The sequence below is a fragment of the Psychrobium sp. MM17-31 genome, assembly GCF_022347785.1.
Lineage (GTDB): Bacteria > Pseudomonadota > Gammaproteobacteria > Enterobacterales > Psychrobiaceae > Psychrobium.
On sequence record NZ_JAKRGA010000006.1, the window covers coordinates 186,157 to 202,004 of the forward strand.

Below are 15,848 nucleotides of genomic sequence, written 5' to 3' on the forward strand. Positions count from 1 at the left end.
GATTTTTATGTTAAAGGGATTATTAAAACCTAAAACAACCAAAATGATTGGGATAGATATTGGATCTAGTGCCGTCAAAGCCGTGTTGTTTTCAAAATCTAATAATGGATTTAAAGTAGAAAATATCGCGAGTTTTCCCCTTAAGCGTGGTTATGTCGTTGATAATGCTATTACCGATTTGCAAGGCGTCGGCGAAGTCATTAAGAAAGTGAAGAAAAAGTTCGCTAAATCTGGCGCTGAACACGCGTCAGCAGCGGTATCAGGTTCTGGCGTTATAATAAAAACTATTTATATGAATGCTGTTCGCAATGATGAAGAGCTGGAATCACAAATAGAAATAGAAGCCGAAAATCTTATTCCCTATCCGCTTGATGAAGTTAGTCTCGATTTTGAAGTTATTCGTGAAAATGCAGTAAATAGTGAAAAAGTCGATGTGTTATTGGTTGCCGCTCGAACAGAGTTGGTGCAGGCAAGGGCGCAAGCGTTAGAGTTTGGAAAACTACAGGCTAAAGTTATTGATGTTGAAGGCTATGCTTTAGGACGCGCGTATAAGTTAATTGAACATCAATTGTCAGAGGACGAGCAGTCAAAACCTGTCGCATTAGTGGATGTTGGTGCCTCGATGTTGACAGTGGCTGTTGTCCATAAAAAAGAGACGGTGTTTATTAAAGAGCAAGCTTTTGGTGGTGAACAATATACGCAGTCGATTGTTGCCTATTACGGAATGGATAACTATGAGGCAGAGCAAGCTAAGCTCAATGGCGAATTACCAAGAAACTATGTATTTGAAGTACTAGCACCTTTCCAGACCGCTTTGACCCAACAAATTAAACGAATTTTGCAAATGTATAGCAGTGCTAATGACAATAACCAGGTTGGAAAAATTATATTATCTGGCGGCTGTACTAATATCGAGGGACTTGATGTGGCTATTAATGAAGAAATTGGTATTTCGTGTGTGCTAGCACAGCCATTTCTTCATTGCGAAGTTCGAAAATCGATAGATTTTGATCAATTAAACAAGGAAGCCAGTCAGTACATGATGGCAAGTGGTTTGGCGTTGAGGAATTTTAAGTAATGGCTAATATTAACTTACTGCCATGGCGAGAAGAGGCTAAGGTAAAACGCCAGCACGAATTTAATATGTTTGCTGGCTTGGCTTGTTTGGTTGGCATATTCTGTACCATAGTGCTGTCGACATTACTTGATGGTGAACTTGAATTACAAGCTCGTAAAAACGCCTATTTAAAGAGTGAAATCGCTATTATCGATGGACAAATCTCGGAAATTCGCGAATTGAGAAAAACCAAAGCGGATCTCAAAAAACGGATGGACTTGATTGAACGGTTGCAAAATGCCCGTAGTCTTTCAACTCATTTGCTCGATTCTTTGGCTAAATTAATGGTGCCAGGCGTTTATTTAGAACAGGTAGAGAGAAAGGGTAATACGCTGTGGATTGAAGGGCTCACAGAATCTAATAATCATTTGGCTAACTTGTTACGTAATTTTGAAAACTCTCAATGGTATAAAGATCCATTGGTTAAGCAAATTGATTTACAGGAAGGCAGCTTGCGCCAATTGAATAAGTTTTCACTGCGCGTGGATGTTAACGCTAATATTCAGCAAGGAACTAAATAGTGAAATTGGATTTATCGGAATTACAAAATGTCGATTTAGATCTTAAGTATTCAGGGTCCTGGCCACCGCTGGTCAAAGGGATAGCTTACGTTTTCGTATTTCTAATGACGTTGATGTTGGCCTATTTTGTGGTGATTAGTGACCAATTATCCGATTTGTCGAATGGTGCCGAGCAAGATGAAAAGCTTCGTTATGATTACGAATCAAAATATCGCTTGGCTTATAATCTTGACGCTTATCAGCAACAGATGGTCGAGCTAGAAGTTCAATTGGCAGAGATGCTAAAGAAATTGCCAGCTACTCATGAAACGCCGGGAATGCTCGATGATATTACCTTTATTGCGACATCAGCTGGATTGCGTATCTCAACCATTAAATGGGGAAATGAAGTAGAGCAAGAGTTTTATACTGAATTACCCTTATATATTGATGTAACAGGCGACTATCACCAGTTTGGTAAGTTTGTCAGCGACGTAGCTAAGTTGCCACGAATTGTTAGTTTGCATGAGTTTTCCATAAAGAAAGGGACGGAAGGTCAGTTGGTGTTTCATATCGTTGCGAAAACCTACCGTTACAAGGGGAAATAATGTATCGAGTATTTGGACTTCTTATTGTGCTAATGGGTTTGCAAGGTTGCGAATCTTCAATGCAGGACGCTCAAAATTTTGTTGCCAAGGTCAAACAGTCTAAAGGGATTGCGATAGAGCCTTTGCCTGAGCCACTCACCTATCAGCATTATGAGTATAGTGCTAGTTTCAATCGCAGTCCTTTTGAGGCGCCTCAACAGGAATTGACTATCGATGTGATTAGTAAAAGTCGTGATTGCTTGCAGCCAGATGTAAACCGCCGTAAGTCATTACTTGAAGCGAATGCTCTAGACAACTTAGTGATGCGTGGCACCCTGGGTACTCCAGATGAACTCTGGGCCTTGATTCAAACAAACGATGGTGATGTGTATAAAGTGAAAAAAGGCAATTATATTGGCTTATTTCACGGTAAGATCACCCAAGTTACTGAACAACAAATAGAATTAACAGAAATTGTGCCAGATGGTTCTGGTTGTTGGGTTGAACGCCCGAATTCTTTATCATTACACAGCGATAGTTAATGTTGAGTCCGTTATCGCTTTTTATCACTGTCGCCAAGGAGAATTGTGGTGAACATTAACCAAATGTTTAGACGTGGTTTATTTTTATTGATGGCTATGCCGAGCTTAGCGTTTGCTAAGGACTTGGTCGATGTACAATACAGCGAATTACCCACCAAACAAATTAAGATCGATTTTATATTTGATGAGCAAATGTCATCTAAAAATGTACAGCTGGTTGCTCAAGATAAACAGATATTCTTAGATTTTGGCAGTGTTGATAACAAACTCGAGCTTGATTTAGTGCCTGACAATGCCCTTGGCGTGAATGGTATTAAAGCGATGTTTGAAAGTGGCCGCTTACAAGTTATGCTCTCTTTGACTGCTCCTGTAACACATCAAGTTAATGCACAAGATAAAACTTATTCAATTCTCCTTGATAAATCTGTCGCGATGCCGGTTGCAGCGATAAATACGCCTAAAGTTACGCCTGTTAAAGATAACCCGACTCCAATCGTTTCTTCATTCAATGCTGTTGATTCTCTTGATTTTAAACTAGACCAAAAAGAGCGCGGCGAGCTTATCGTGCGTCTTAAAGATCAATCTGTCACTTCGATGGTGACTCAAAACGGCAGCAGAATTGAGATTAAGCTTAAAGGCGCAACTATTGGCGAAGACAATCTTTATACAATGGATGTATTAGACTTTGCGACGCCAGTGCGCAGTTTCGAAACATTCCGCGAAGAAGATGGCGTGTTAGTGGTTGTGCAGACTCACAAAGAGTTTGAGTATGAACACAAACAAATTGGCAACGACTTTGTATTGACAGTTTTTGAACCTGTCAAAGAAACCTTTGTAGAAAAAGAGCAGAAAAAAGTTGTTTATACCGGCAAAAAATTCTCCCTTAATTTCCAAAAAGTAGCCGTGAGAACTGCGTTACAAATCATCGCGGATTTCAACAACTTCAACTTGGTTACCGGCGACAGTGTAACAGGTGATATAACGCTTCGTTTGGAAGACGTACCTTGGGATCAAGCGTTAGATATGATCCTTAAATTTAAGGGCTTAGGAAAGCGAATTGAAGGTAACATTTTGTTAGTCGCACCTGCTGAAGAATTGGCGACGCGCGAAGCTACCGAGCTTAAATCAAATCAAGAAGTTGAAAAGCTCGTACCTCTATACACTGAATTCTTACAAATCAATTACGCAAAGGCCAAGGAGATCGCTACGTTACTTGATAGTGGTAGTTCAAAGATTCTGTCTGGTAGAGGAAGTGTTGCTGTAGATGAGAGAACGAATACGTTGCTTATTCAAGACACCGCGAAGAAATTAGATGATATTAGACGACTTGTAGAAATATTAGATGTAGCTGTCAAACAAGTGGTAATTGAAGCCCGTATTGTGACTGTTACAGATAATATAAATGAAGAATTTGGTATCAAGTGGGGCGTTACAGATACTCTAAGCGATGGTGCAACCTCAGGATCTTTAGTAGGCGCGAATACTGCGAGTGGTGGCATAGTGCCTGCGCTTGATGATCGTTTAAATGTAAATTTACCGATTGCAGACTCGGCAGGAACAATTGCATTTCAAGTATCAAAACTCGCAGATGGCACTATTTTAGATTTAGAGCTTTCAGCCTTAGAGCGTGAGAATAAAGGTGAGATTATTGCGCGCCCAAGTATTACAACCGCTAATCAGAGTCCTGCGTTTATCGAACAAGGTACTGAAATTCCATATGTTTCAGCTGCTTCAAGTGGTGCAACTACAGTAACTTTTAAACCAGCGGTATTATCATTAAAAGTGACACCGCATATCACGCCAGATAATCGCGTTATTTTAGATCTCAATATCACACAAGACACTCGTGGTGATACTGTTAAAACTGCTATTGGTGAAGCTGTTGCCATTAATACTCAGCGTATTGGCACGCAAGTGTTAGTTAGCAATGGTGAAACTATTGTGTTAGGTGGAATTTATCAACAGCAGCTAATTTATGGCGTCAGTAAAGTACCTGTACTCGGTGATATCCCATTACTAGGGTGGATGTTCAGAACTTCTAAAGACTTTACCGAACGTCGCGAACTACTTATATTCGTGACCCCACGAATCGTTACCGAAGCGCAAGAACGTTAATCCTCATTTAGTACCTCGCTCAAATGTCTTTGAGTGAGGTTTTTCTATTTCCGGCGTTAGTTAATTGCGATTAATAATTCGTGATATATCTGCCAAATTATCCGATAAAACTTATTTGTTAATGCTTGCCTTTTTCTCGTGGTTATTGAGATAATGCACGGCTAAATTTGCCCCTAATTTATTGCAATTACCGATAAGACTCACGGCTTAATATTAATAATAATGTCGTTAGTGCCTTTACTGTCGGTCTTTGGATGTGGGCATCAGTGGTAGGGTGAACCTACTTTGGCTTGATTTAATTGAATGTAGTGATAATGGCTGAAAAACGAAATATATATATTGTGGGCCCTATGGGTGCTGGTAAAAGTACGATTGGACGACAAATTGCGCAGCAATTACATCTTGAGTTTGTTGATTCAGATGCAGAAATTGAGCGCCGTACTGGTGCTGAAATCGCATGGGTATTTGACGTTGAAGGTGAAGAAGGTTTCCGCAAGCGCGAAGCTGACGTCATTAGCGATTTAACTGAGCAACAGGGTGTTGTTCTGGCCACCGGTGGTGGTTCAATTATTACCAAGGAAGTTCGCAACAAATTATCTGCACGCGGTTTAGTTGTTTACTTAGAAACGACTATCGACAAGCAAGTTGCACGTACACAGCGTGATAAGCGTCGTCCGTTATTGCGTTCAGAAAATCCACGTCAAGTGTTAGAAGACTTAGCGCAAGTACGTAATCCACTATATGAAGAAATTGCTGATTTGACTGTGCAAACAGATGATCAGAGCGCAAAATTAGTGGCAAAAGAAATCATTGAAAAACTAGGTTTTTAATTAAATGAAATTGCTCAACGTACAACTGGGAGAGCGCAGCTATCCAATTTATATCGGGCAGCGCTTGCTCGCGGATAGCAACTTGATGTGTCAACACATCACCGGTAACAAAGTAATGATAGTTACTAATACTGTGGTTGCGCCATTGTACCTTGAGCAAGTTGAAGCTTCGTTAACGGCAGGAGGTAAACAAGTTGATGTTGTCACCTTGCCCGATGGCGAATCACATAAAAACTTAGTTACCCTCAATCTAATTTTTGATGAATTACTCGCGGGAAAACACGGCAGAGATACTAGCATTGTTGCATTAGGTGGCGGTGTAATTGGTGACATGGCGGGGTTTGCCGCCTCATGTTATCAACGCGGTGTCGAGTTCATTCAAATACCAACGACTGTCCTTTCTCAAGTCGATTCTAGTGTTGGTGGCAAAACCGCTGTTAACCATCCGCTTGGCAAAAATATGATTGGCGCGTTTTATCAACCTAAGGCAGTTGTTATTGATATTGACTGTCTTAACACTTTGCCGCAGCGCGAATTTGCAGCGGGGATGGCTGAGGTAATAAAATACGGCATTATTTGGGATAAGCAATTCTATCAGTGGCTCATCGAGCATAAAGCGGATATTTCGTCGTTGAATCCCGAGCATCTAATCACGATGATTGAGCGATGCTGCGCAATCAAAGCTGAAGTTGTTGCTGAAGACGAACAAGAGCGCGGTGTTCGTGCGTTACTCAATCTTGGTCATACTTTTGGCCATGCCATTGAAGCTGAACAAGGCTACGGTCAGTGGCTTCACGGCGAAGCTGTTGCAGCAGGTACAGTGATCGCAGCTAAGACTGCATTGTCTATGGATCGCTTGTCAGTGGCTGAATTTGAAAGCATTAAAAACATCTTTGAAAGCTACGATTTGCCGATCCGCAAACCTGCTGATATGACTGTTGAGCAATTTATGCAGCACATGGCTGTAGATAAGAAAGTATTGGCCGGTCAATTGCGATTCATTATTCCTCAAGGCATTGGCCACGCAGACGTTGTATCAGGCATCGATAACGGCACGTTAGCCGATGCGATTGAAAATCACTAGAACAGGAATTGATTTTTGATGGTTGATACGCCTATTAATCGTCAGGGAAGTATGGATGTTGTTCTTGATGTTCAAGAGCAATTGATTTCACGTATCGCCCTTGCCATGAAAGACAGCAACAAGCTGTCTTTTATCCACGGTCCAATTGGTGTCGGTAAATCTCATATAGCTAATCGCTTGCAGAATTTACTGTCTGCAACAACATTTACGATTAAACTATCTCCTAAGAGTGCATTAGAGCCAGAGCAACTGAAACAGCAATTAGTGTGTGAATTGGCGATTGATGAGCTTACTGATCTCAATCAGCCAATAGCGACTGCTGTATTACAAGCGGTTAATCATCATCACCAATCTATTGTGGTGTTGATTGATAATGCGGAATTAGTTGCTAACCAAGGATTAAGTGCTATTTGGCAGGCATTGCACGAGTTTTCTCGCGCCAATCAAACGGCATTTACTTTCAATGTCTTACTTATTGGCGATAGTAAATGGGCTAAACCTTTTCATCATGGTTTAAAAAGCAAGTCAGATAGTAGGGTGGCGGAGTTTTTTGTAAACACTCTTTCTAAAAAGCAAGCTGTGGACTTTATGATGAGGGTGCATGCCGATTGGTCTGATCAAAAAATTCAGCAGTTTGTAAACAAAGTCCCCGCACAATACTTAATTCCCAAGCAACTAATTTACGCTCAATTGCCACAACGCAGCAGTGCTGGGGTTAAAGCAATATTGTGGTTGAGTGTTTTAGTCGCTGTTATTTTGGTTGCTTCAGTCGGTATCGCTTATTACTTGCAATCGACCACTGAAGAAAGTGTAACCACCGACATTCCTAGTGTTATTGCAACATCTCCAACGGAAACTGCCGTTTTGGTTAATCCACCAAAGGAAACGAAAAAAGCGGATGATGAAGATATGTTGGTACAGGGTGAGGGCATAACTGAATCTGTATTGAATGATGATGTCGAGGTTCTGGATGACATATCAATCAAAGAATCTGAGACTGCTGTAATAGAACAACCAGCTAAGATTGTTGAAGAAGATTCGGTTAATCCGGTGTTGGCTTCACCTCAATCTGAGGTTGCTGATATCGAACAAGATACTCAACAGGCACCAGCTGAGGAGCAAGCACCCGTCGAAGAAGTTAGTGAAGTTGGTACAACAAAAGCGACCGCTGATAATGTGGTGCCAGCGTATAACTTTGATGAAGAGCACTTAATGACTGTTGATGCCAAGAAGTTTGCATTGATGCTCGGTGGATTTAGTCAGCGTCAAAGTTTGCAGCGAGTCCAATCGCAATTAGCTACAACAGATGATTTAAAAGTTTATCAAACAATTAGAGATAATAAGCCTTGGTATGTGTTACTTTATGGTGATTTTGAAACACGCGCTGCTGCTAATGAATTCGCAGTAAACAATCGCCAACAGTTTATCGGGATCACTCCTTGGGCTAAACCGTTTCAGTCTATTCAATCTGAAATAATTAAAAATACACGACAATTAGAAAATAACGATAATGACAGTAATTAAAAACCGAGCCTTTTTGAAATGGGCAGGTGGAAAATATGGACTAATTGAAGATATTAATCGTGTGTTGCCTCAAACACGTCGTCTAATTGAACCTTTCGTTGGTGCGGGCTCGGTGTTTCTTAATTCGGATTATGATGAATATCTCCTCAACGATGTTAATGCTGACCTAATCAATCTCTATAAGCTGCTGCAGAGCGAGCCTGACGAATATATCAAACAAGCAGGCGAGCTGTTCGTTCCCCAATATAACGACAAAGATAGATACTACGATATTCGTGCAAAATTTAATGAATCTACTGACACCTTTGAGCGTGCAGTTTATTTTCTTTATATGAATCGACATGGTTACAACGGCCTGTGTAGATATAACCTAAAAGGGGGCTATAACGTTCCTTTTGGTCGCTATAAAAAGCCTTATTTTCCAGAAAAAGAGTTATGGCTATTTGCCGAAAAGTCTCAAAAGGCGACTTTTACTAATTTGTGTTTTCGAGAAATTTTTAAACAGGCAAAATCTGGTGATGTAGTTTATTGTGATCCGCCTTATGCACCTCTTTCACCAACGGCGAGTTTTACGAGTTATTCAGGTCAAGGTTTCAAGCTTAAAGATCAGCAAGATCTTGCTTTAATGGCAGAACAAACCAGCCAATCAGGAATACCTGTGGTAATTAGTAACCACGATTTAGCACTTACCAGAGAACTGTATCAACAAGCTAAGTTAGAAGAAATTAAGGTAAAGCGCACAATAAGCCAGAAGGCAGGCAAGCGAACTAAGGTTGGAGAGCTGTTAGCGCTCTATTAAATACATCGATTTTATCGAGCTGAAATTAACTCGAGTAAATCAATAAAATGGAACTGCGCAGAAGAGCTACCTGATAACCAATCACTCCAGTTCAGAGACTTAGCAATGACTTGGCAAGTTGGTTGTTGATAACAAGATTGCAATAACGTATCTTGCTCGACGACTGAGCTAGTCGCTAGACCGGAAAGTAACACAAGAGAAGCAGCGTAAAACAATCGTTTTTGGCGACGACGTATCATATCTATTTCTCCTTTAGTCTAAGATGGCTCAACAGTATAAACAATCGACTGTACTTTGACTAGTCATTTATTGTCGAAAAAACGCACACAATAAAATCAAAAATATATAGGAAACACGTTATGAAAGCATCGGTAACTTGGGTAGAAAAAGAAACGTTTTTAGGTGAATCAGAATCTGGTCATCAGATCATTATGGATGCCAATGGCAGTGATTCAAAAGCGCCGAGCCCAATGGAAATGGTGTTGATGTCTGTTGGTGGTTGTAGCTCTGTCGATGTCGTTAGTATATTGAAGAAAGCGAAGCAGAACGTTAGTGGTGTGAAAGTTGAATTAACATCAGTTCGCCGCGAAGAAGCGCCGCGTTATTTTACATCGATTAACTTACACTTTATTGCAACGGGTAAGGGCATTAAAGAAAAACACCTAGAGCGTGCAGTTGCACTGTCGGCTGAAAAATACTGCTCAGTGGCACTGATGTTAGAAAAGGGGGTTGAAATTACCCATACTCACGAAGTTGTAGAATTGGAAGATTAATCCAATTCAGATAGCTGACAGGGAAGTTGGTTGTTATTAATAGTTTCAACTAAGTAAACTTAAAATTTCCAAGCATCAGCTATTTATTCTTTAGAAAATAATTTAGCTCAAAAGCGATCGTCGCTTGCGAAGCAAGTGCAATATAGTTTATTTGATTGATGATGCTAAGAGGAAGTGGTCGGTGATCGAAAGTTTAAATCTCTGACTCGCTGGTTCTCAGATCTCTGGAATGAGTAGATGCGCTAATCGAGTATTAAAATAGATATTTTTTAAGAGATTAAAAATAAAATTTGGAAATTCAGAGAAGAAGTGGTCGGTGATAGAGGATTCGAACCTCTGACCCTCTGGTCCCAAACCAGATGCGCTACCAGGCTGCGCTAATCACCGACATATTTATCTACTAGAGTAGAATTTGCGAGGAACCGTTATGCCAGTGGCATAAGGAAGTTCGAAGCAAAAAAATGGGGTGACTAATGGGGCTCGAACCCACGACAACCGGAATCACAATCCGGGGCTCTACCAACTGAGCTATAGTCACCACTGATTTTACTACTGCACTATTTGTCCGGATAAAAATGGCGCGCCCAAGAAGATTCGAACTCCTGGCCTCACCCTCCGGAGGGGTACGCTCTATCCAGCTGAGCTATGGGCGCATTCCCTAGTGCGGGTGCATATATTAAGGATTTTATTATTGGTCGTCTATAAAAAAATTAAAAAAAAGTGTTAACTGGTGCAAAAGTCGTCAGTATTAATGCTTTTAATGGTGTAAATCAATAAAACAACCCTATATTAGTGTTTCCATCTGAACAGAACCGTTTATAATATCGCAAAAATAAATCAATATTATTAGTCAGGGGTTCCTCCACATGAATGCAGGTGTATCAAAAGTAATGATGACACTAGGTGTCGCACTTACTATGTCATTAAGCGTTAATGCTACAGATTTGTCTGAAGATGCTGTGAACAAACGCATTGCGCCAATAGGCAAAGTTTATCTAGCGGGCGCACAACCTGCAGCTCCGGCAAAACCAGCTGGTCCTCGCACCGCCGCAGATATCTACCAAACAACGTGTTTTGCTTGTCACGGTACTGGTGCAGCTGGCGCTCCTAAAAAAGGTGATAAAGCTGCTTGGGCACCTCGTGTAGCTCAAGGTATCGACAAAATGTTCGATCACGCTTGGAAAGGCTTTACAGGTAGCACAGGTGTAATGCCAGCTAAAGGTACTTGTATGAACTGTAGCGAAGATGAAATCAAAGCAACAATTAAATTCATGACTGAAGGCATGTAATTTAAAGCGTTGTGAAAAAAGGCCACATATGTGGCCTTTTTTATTGCTTGTGATTCGACGGCGAATTACTTCTTCAGCATGTCGCGCAAGTTTGCGATAGCAGAAGTAGCTGTTTGCTTCTTTTCAGCGGCGGTTTTTGGCGGGCGCTGTGATTCCCACTCAATATCATCTTGCGGTAATTCATCTAAGAAACGACTAGCGGTTGGCTTGATGATTTCACCATACTGACGGCGCTCTTTCGCTTGTGTCATGATAAGCTCGCGTTGCGCGCGGGTAATACCTACGTAAGCTAAGCGGCGTTCTTCTTCTATATTGTCTTCATCGATACTTGTTTGATGCGGTAGCAAACCTTCTTCCATACCCACCATAAATACAATTGGGAATTCGAGACCTTTTGAGGCGTGAAGCGTCATTAGTTGCACTTGATCCGCTTGCTCTTCTTCTTCGCCACGCTCCATCATATCCCTTAGCGTTAAGCGAGTAACAACCTCTGGCAGCGTCATTGGCTCATCGAGATCGTCGCCATCAAGCATGCCACTAACCCAAGTAAATAGCGTACTGACATTTTTCATACGCATTTCGGCAGCTTTGCCACTTGGACTGGTTTCATAGAGCCAATCCTCGTAGTTAATATCGCGAATAATCTGGCGCACAGCTTCAAGCGGGTCCCCACGACGAGCTTGATCATCCAGTTCCACTAACCAACGGGTAAATTGACGCAAGATCTGCAATTTCTCGCCTTGTAATGTTTGCTCGAGCCCTAACTCAAAGCTTGCAGCAAACAAACTTTGCTGGCGCATATTGGCGTAAGTACCTAACTTCTCAAGTGTTGCTGGACCAATACCGCGTTTAGGCGTATTTACGACGCGTAGAAATGATGTGTCATCATCAGGGTTAACTAGCAGTTTGAGATAAGCCATGACATCTTTGATTTCACTGCGTGAGAAGAACGACGTGCCACCGCTTATCTTATAAGGGATGCGGTTAGTCATTAATGCTTTCTCAAATACCCGCGACTGGAAATTACCGCGATACAAAATTGCAAAGTCACTGTAAGCGGTTTTGTTTAAGAAGCGATGGCGTACAATCTCTGCAACTACACGTTCGGCTTCGTGTTCTTCATTTTTACCGTAAATAACCCGCAGCATTGGGCCATCGGCCAGCTCACTAAACAACGCCTTGTCATAAACATGGGGATTGTTGGCGATCAGGATATTGGCACAACGCAGAATTCGAGAGCTCGAACGGTAATTTTGTTCAAGTTTGATCAAGCGTAGACTCGGAAAGTCTTCTTTTAATAGCACCAAGTTTTGTGGACGAGCACCACGCCATGAATAAATCGATTGGTCATCGTCACCAACCACTGTGAAGCGACCGCGAATGCCTGTTAATAGTTTTACTAATTCATACTGGCTGGTATTGGTATCTTGATACTCATCCACTAATAAATAGTGGAAACGATTCTGCCAGCGCTCGCGTGCTTCCGCGTTATGCTTTAATAACAGAGTCGGCACCATAATGAGATCGTCAAAGTCCAACGCGTTATAAGCGCGCAATTGATTCTGATAGCGCTCATATAATTGGGCAAACAACATTTCTTGACCGGATTGGGCAACCTTTAACGCTTGCGCGGGCGTCATTAAATCGTTTTTAAAATTCGAAATGATGTTTTGCAGTAAATTAAGTTTGTCTTTATCGCCTTCGAGCTCTTTTTCGGTAAGCTCTTTGAGTAGTTCAAGCGTGTCGCCGCCGTCAAACAAGGTAAAACCTGGTTTAATACCAATGTTTTTAGCTTCCCGCTTAATAATAGTCAGGCCCAAGGTATGAAAGGTCGATACTGTTAAACCGCGAGTTTCTTTACGGCCTAACTCTAAACTCAAGCGCTCTTTCATTTCGCGAGCGGCTTTATTAGTAAAGGTTACCGCCGCGATATTGCGCGGACTATGACCACAACTCTGAATGAGGTAAGAAATTTTATTGATAATTACCCGTGTTTTACCACTGCCAGCACCAGCGAGTACTAGGCAAGGGCCATCAATATAATGGACTGCATCATTTTGTTGTGGATTTAGTTTCATTTTTACCGCTCGAACAGATTAACTAGCGAATTTTACCCGATTTATAGTTACAATGGGCGCAATAAATTTAAAAATGACGGACAGTTAAAATGATTAACGGCAAAAAGTTAGAAGAAATCGCTCAGCAAGTCGCAAACGCTTTACCACCAGGTCTAAAAAGCGTCGCTGATGAAGTAGAAAATAAAACCAAGCAAGTACTTCAAGGCCAACTTAACAAGCTTGACGTTGTCACTCGTGAAGAATTTGATGTACAGACTCAAGTACTACTTAAGACACGCGAAAAACTTGTTGCTCTAGAACAACAAGTTGCAGAATTATCTGCATTACTAAATGACAAGCAATCAGACGGCAAAAGCGAATAAGGTTTAACAGTGGATAAATACTTAGTCATCGGCAATCCAATTGCTCATAGTAAGTCGCCATATATTCATCAGAGCTTTGCTAAGGAAACTCAGCAGACGATGGATTATCAAAAAGCGCTCGTTGAAATTGATGACTTTGAAGCATTTATCCAACAGTTTCAGGCGCAAGGCGGTCGAGGTTGTAATATTACCGTACCTTTCAAAGAAAGAGCATTTGAGTTAGCGGGACAATTAACGCCAAGAGCTAAAGCAGCAGGTGCGGTAAATACCCTAATCTTTCAAAACGATGGCATTATTCTAGGCGACAACACAGACGGCCAAGGGTTAGTCGGTGATCTTCTCAATCAAGGTGTTGAACTTAAGAGTAAGCGTATCTTAATTATCGGCGCTGGCGGTGCCGCTCGAGGCTGCATTTTACCGCTACTCGAACAAGCACCTACTTCTATTACTATTACTAATAGAACTTATAGTAAAGCACAGCAGCTGGAAAGCGAGTTTGAGCATTCGGCACTAAATAGTGTGCCTCTATCTGAGTTAAAGGCAGAGTTCGATGTGATTATCAATTCCACTTCGGCGAGCTTATCTAATCGATTACCTGAAGTCGAAGAATCTGTCATTGCTACTGCTCATTGTTGTTATGACATGGCTTATGGCAATGAGCCGACGTGTTTTCTGACTTGGGCAAAAGATCTTGGTGTTGCTCAAACAGTTGATGGTCTAGGCATGCTAGTGGGACAGGCTGCTGAAAGCTTTCGATTATGGCGCGGCGTCACACCTCAGACATCAAAGGTATTAGCTACACTTCGCGAGCAACTATCATGAACCAAGCGATTCTATTTAACGATGATCTGCAATGGCATTGTGCATCTGAGCAATTAACACAAAGCGCTTTATATAGCGGTGCCATTATCCGGTGCGTCATTCATTTGAGTTATCTAAAAAGCAAAGGCTTTGATGGGGACTTGGACGAAAACGTAATCCATGACTTTTGCGCGCTTATATCTTTTGACATAGAAGAAGACGCGCAACAAGCCATAGAAGATGAACTAATCTCTGATGAGGGAGTTATTGAGCTCAATTAATCCAGCTGAGCAAGATAATCATCTTTCAACGTCACGTAATTAACCGCAGACTGAGCAAGAAAAGCCATCTCATCATCTGTAAGAGGGCGGGCTTTCTTCATTGGGTTACCAACATATAGATAGCCAGACTCTAACGTCTTATTTGGTGGTACTAAAGTTCCTGCGCCAATAAACACATTATCTTGCACAATAGCACCATCCATAATAATAGCTCCCATACCTACGAGAATACGTGAACCTAAGGTACAGCCATGCAACATTACCTTGTGGCCGATAGTGACATCATCGCCAATAATTAACGGATTACCTGTTGGATTCTTTTCGCTGATACGAGTTACGTGCAACACACTACCATCTTGTATATTAGAACGATCACCAATGCGGATATAATTCACATCGCCGCGAATCGCCACAAATGGCCAAACGCTACAATCATCTCCTAATACGACATCGCCGCAAATTACCGTATTGTTATCTATATAGTTACGCTTACCTAAGGTTGGAAATACACCTTTAAAAGCAGTTAAGTTCGTTGACATAATTTATCGTTTTCCATTCTTTTAGTCTTAATAAGCCGATAATAGCCTAAAAATGACTAATAATCTTACGAATTGTACGAAGTATATTCATCTAAACAGAAAGTTATAAAAAGTTATTGCGCTTAAAATTATTCACCCTATAATGCGCACCTCCTCAAGACGACAGCGCGGTAAAACGTCGCAAAGTATTATTGAGGAAGGGTTTTAAAGAGTAAGTTAAACGTTAGCATGACTTGTTAACTCATTTAATCAATTTAGATTAATGGTTAATTTTATCGCTTTATCTCAAAGTTGTTATCAACTAGTTAAATTTAACAAGCTTACTTTTAGTTTTGATGAGAAATAGCAAAACTTAATTTATTAAAATGAAAATAAATTAAAACTTTTTCTTGACTATCAAAATTAAAGGCGTAATATACGCAGCCCTAACGCAACGAAGTACAGTGCTTTGAAGCGGTTCTCTCACCAAAGGGTGGTTGAGATAAACGTTCTTTAAAAAATAGTATTCAAATAAACTGTGTGGGCATTTGAAGTTAAGAATCACTTAAGCATTTATTGCTTTGGAACTTAATGACAATGCCTATGCAAATAGACAGAATTCATTGAGAACCTAAATCAAATTTTAAT

Annotated in this window: 17 protein-coding genes and 3 tRNA genes; 14 read left to right on the plus strand and 6 right to left on the minus strand. The window is 41.0% G+C overall.

The genetic code is table 11. The features are described from left to right. Positions 1–7: 7 nt before the first annotated feature. The 9 genes from MHM98_RS17295 to MHM98_RS17335 all read left to right on the plus strand — a co-directional run bounded on the left by MHM98_RS17295 (position 8) and on the right by MHM98_RS17335 (position 9,098). On the plus strand, positions 8–1,078 hold the full coding sequence (locus tag MHM98_RS17295) for a pilus assembly protein PilM (protein ID WP_239440647.1): 1,071 nt from the start codon (positions 8–10) through the stop codon (positions 1,076–1,078). Further along, positions 1,078–1,638 carry a PilN domain-containing protein gene (locus tag MHM98_RS17300; protein ID WP_239440648.1) on the plus strand — a complete coding sequence of 187 codons (561 nt, stop codon included), beginning with the start codon at positions 1,078–1,080 and terminating at the stop codon, positions 1,636–1,638. Before MHM98_RS17295 ends, MHM98_RS17300 begins: the two co-directional genes overlap by 1 nt. Beyond that, entirely contained in the window at positions 1,638–2,225 is a 588-nt protein-coding gene (locus tag MHM98_RS17305; protein ID WP_239440649.1) for a type 4a pilus biogenesis protein PilO, read from the plus strand. Before MHM98_RS17300 ends, MHM98_RS17305 begins: the two co-directional genes overlap by 1 nt. Next, positions 2,225–2,746: a pilus assembly protein PilP gene (locus MHM98_RS17310; protein WP_239440650.1), complete on the plus strand. Its 522-nt coding sequence runs from the start codon at positions 2,225–2,227 to the stop codon at positions 2,744–2,746. Before MHM98_RS17305 ends, MHM98_RS17310 begins: the two co-directional genes overlap by 1 nt. Before the next feature lie 48 nt (positions 2,747–2,794). Further along, a complete protein-coding gene (locus tag MHM98_RS17315; RefSeq protein WP_239440651.1) occupies positions 2,795–4,861 on the plus strand; it encodes a type IV pilus secretin PilQ family protein in 2,067 nt (688 codons plus the stop codon). A gap of 314 nt (positions 4,862–5,175) precedes the next feature. Continuing rightward, entirely contained in the window at positions 5,176–5,691 is a 516-nt protein-coding gene (gene aroK, locus MHM98_RS17320) for a shikimate kinase AroK (protein WP_239440652.1), read from the plus strand. A gap of 4 nt (positions 5,692–5,695) precedes the next feature. Next, complete coding sequence (aroB, locus tag MHM98_RS17325; RefSeq protein ID WP_239440653.1) at positions 5,696–6,775, plus strand: 3-dehydroquinate synthase; 1,080 nt, start codon at positions 5,696–5,698, stop codon at positions 6,773–6,775. 18 nt (positions 6,776–6,793) lie between these two features. After that, positions 6,794–8,299, plus strand: coding sequence for an AAA family ATPase (locus MHM98_RS17330; protein ID WP_239440654.1), 1,506 nt, complete (start codon positions 6,794–6,796; stop codon positions 8,297–8,299). Beyond that, on the plus strand, positions 8,286–9,098 hold the full coding sequence (locus MHM98_RS17335) for a Dam family site-specific DNA-(adenine-N6)-methyltransferase (RefSeq protein WP_239440655.1): 813 nt from the start codon (positions 8,286–8,288) through the stop codon (positions 9,096–9,098). The genes MHM98_RS17330 and MHM98_RS17335 overlap by 14 nt, the downstream gene beginning before the upstream one ends. An 11-nt stretch (positions 9,099–9,109) precedes the next feature. On the opposite strand, the gene MHM98_RS17340 is transcribed toward MHM98_RS17335, so the two are convergent. Continuing rightward, on the minus strand, positions 9,110–9,337 hold the full coding sequence (locus MHM98_RS17340; protein WP_239440656.1) for a hypothetical protein: 228 nt from the start codon (positions 9,335–9,337) through the stop codon (positions 9,110–9,112). Positions 9,338–9,457: 120 nt separating this feature from the next. Between MHM98_RS17340 and MHM98_RS17345 the strand changes: the two genes are divergently transcribed. Next, positions 9,458–9,871 (plus strand): OsmC family protein, encoded by a 414-nt coding sequence (locus tag MHM98_RS17345; RefSeq protein WP_239440657.1) that lies wholly within the window; start codon positions 9,458–9,460, stop codon positions 9,869–9,871. Positions 9,872–10,181: 310 nt separating this feature from the next. On the opposite strand, the gene MHM98_RS17350 is transcribed toward MHM98_RS17345, so the two are convergent. The 3 genes from MHM98_RS17350 to MHM98_RS17360 form a co-directional block, all read right to left on the minus strand. Continuing rightward, a tRNA-Pro gene (locus MHM98_RS17350) sits at positions 10,182–10,258 on the minus strand. A 75-nt stretch (positions 10,259–10,333) separates the two neighbouring features. Next, positions 10,334–10,409 (minus strand) — tRNA-His (locus MHM98_RS17355). Positions 10,410–10,447: 38 nt separating this feature from the next. Beyond that, positions 10,448–10,524 (minus strand) — tRNA-Arg (locus MHM98_RS17360). Between the two features lie 213 nt (positions 10,525–10,737). Between MHM98_RS17360 and MHM98_RS17365 the strand changes: the two genes are divergently transcribed. Beyond that, a complete protein-coding gene (locus MHM98_RS17365) occupies positions 10,738–11,160 on the plus strand; it encodes a c-type cytochrome (protein ID WP_343229221.1) in 423 nt (140 codons plus the stop codon). A 65-nt stretch (positions 11,161–11,225) separates the two neighbouring features. On the opposite strand, the gene rep is transcribed toward MHM98_RS17365, so the two are convergent. After that, positions 11,226–13,238, minus strand: coding sequence for a DNA helicase Rep (gene rep / locus MHM98_RS17370; RefSeq protein ID WP_239440658.1), 2,013 nt, complete (start codon positions 13,236–13,238; stop codon positions 11,226–11,228). Between the two features lie 89 nt (positions 13,239–13,327). Between rep and MHM98_RS17375 the strand changes: the two genes are divergently transcribed. The 3 genes from MHM98_RS17375 to MHM98_RS17385 are packed head-to-tail and all read left to right on the plus strand — an operon-like array spanning position 13,328 to position 14,682. Further along, positions 13,328–13,600 (plus strand): accessory factor UbiK family protein, encoded by a 273-nt coding sequence (locus tag MHM98_RS17375; protein ID WP_239440659.1) that lies wholly within the window; start codon positions 13,328–13,330, stop codon positions 13,598–13,600. A gap of 9 nt (positions 13,601–13,609) precedes the next feature. Then, positions 13,610–14,422: a shikimate dehydrogenase gene (aroE, locus tag MHM98_RS17380; protein WP_239440660.1), complete on the plus strand. Its 813-nt coding sequence runs from the start codon at positions 13,610–13,612 to the stop codon at positions 14,420–14,422. Then, positions 14,419–14,682: a DUF1488 family protein gene (locus MHM98_RS17385; RefSeq protein ID WP_239440661.1), complete on the plus strand. Its 264-nt coding sequence runs from the start codon at positions 14,419–14,421 to the stop codon at positions 14,680–14,682. The genes aroE and MHM98_RS17385 overlap by 4 nt, the downstream gene beginning before the upstream one ends. On the opposite strand, the gene MHM98_RS17390 is transcribed toward MHM98_RS17385, so the two are convergent. Next, positions 14,679–15,221, minus strand: a complete 543-nt coding sequence (locus MHM98_RS17390; protein WP_239440662.1) for a gamma carbonic anhydrase family protein — start codon at positions 15,219–15,221, stop codon at positions 14,679–14,681. The two genes, MHM98_RS17385 and MHM98_RS17390, sit on opposite strands and share 4 nt — an antisense overlap. Positions 15,222–15,848: the final 627 nt, after the last annotated feature.

Bases quoted from the DNA above. Each gene is read 5' to 3' on its own strand.
- MHM98_RS17295 (WP_239440647.1), top strand. From the start codon at position 8: ATGTTAAAGGGATTATTAAAACCTAAAACAACCAAAATGATTGGGATA.
- MHM98_RS17300 (WP_239440648.1), top strand. From the start codon at position 1,078: ATGGCTAATATTAACTTACTGCCATGGCGAGAAGAGGCTAAGGTAAAA.
- MHM98_RS17310 (WP_239440650.1), top strand. From the start codon at position 2,225: ATGTATCGAGTATTTGGACTTCTTATTGTGCTAATGGGTTTGCAAGGT.
- aroK (WP_239440652.1), top strand. From the start codon at position 5,176: ATGGCTGAAAAACGAAATATATATATTGTGGGCCCTATGGGTGCTGGT.
- aroB (WP_239440653.1), top strand. From the start codon at position 5,696: ATGAAATTGCTCAACGTACAACTGGGAGAGCGCAGCTATCCAATTTAT.
- MHM98_RS17330 (WP_239440654.1), top strand. From the start codon at position 6,794: ATGGTTGATACGCCTATTAATCGTCAGGGAAGTATGGATGTTGTTCTT.
- MHM98_RS17335 (WP_239440655.1), top strand. From the start codon at position 8,286: ATGACAGTAATTAAAAACCGAGCCTTTTTGAAATGGGCAGGTGGAAAA.
- MHM98_RS17340 (WP_239440656.1), bottom strand. From the start codon at position 9,337: ATGATACGTCGTCGCCAAAAACGATTGTTTTACGCTGCTTCTCTTGTG.
- MHM98_RS17345 (WP_239440657.1), top strand. From the start codon at position 9,458: ATGAAAGCATCGGTAACTTGGGTAGAAAAAGAAACGTTTTTAGGTGAA.
- MHM98_RS17365 (WP_343229221.1), top strand. From the start codon at position 10,738: ATGAATGCAGGTGTATCAAAAGTAATGATGACACTAGGTGTCGCACTT.
- rep (WP_239440658.1), bottom strand. From the start codon at position 13,238: ATGAAACTAAATCCACAACAAAATGATGCAGTCCATTATATTGATGGC.
- MHM98_RS17375 (WP_239440659.1), top strand. From the start codon at position 13,328: ATGATTAACGGCAAAAAGTTAGAAGAAATCGCTCAGCAAGTCGCAAAC.
- MHM98_RS17385 (WP_239440661.1), top strand. From the start codon at position 14,419: ATGAACCAAGCGATTCTATTTAACGATGATCTGCAATGGCATTGTGCA.
- MHM98_RS17390 (WP_239440662.1), bottom strand. From the start codon at position 15,221: ATGTCAACGAACTTAACTGCTTTTAAAGGTGTATTTCCAACCTTAGGT.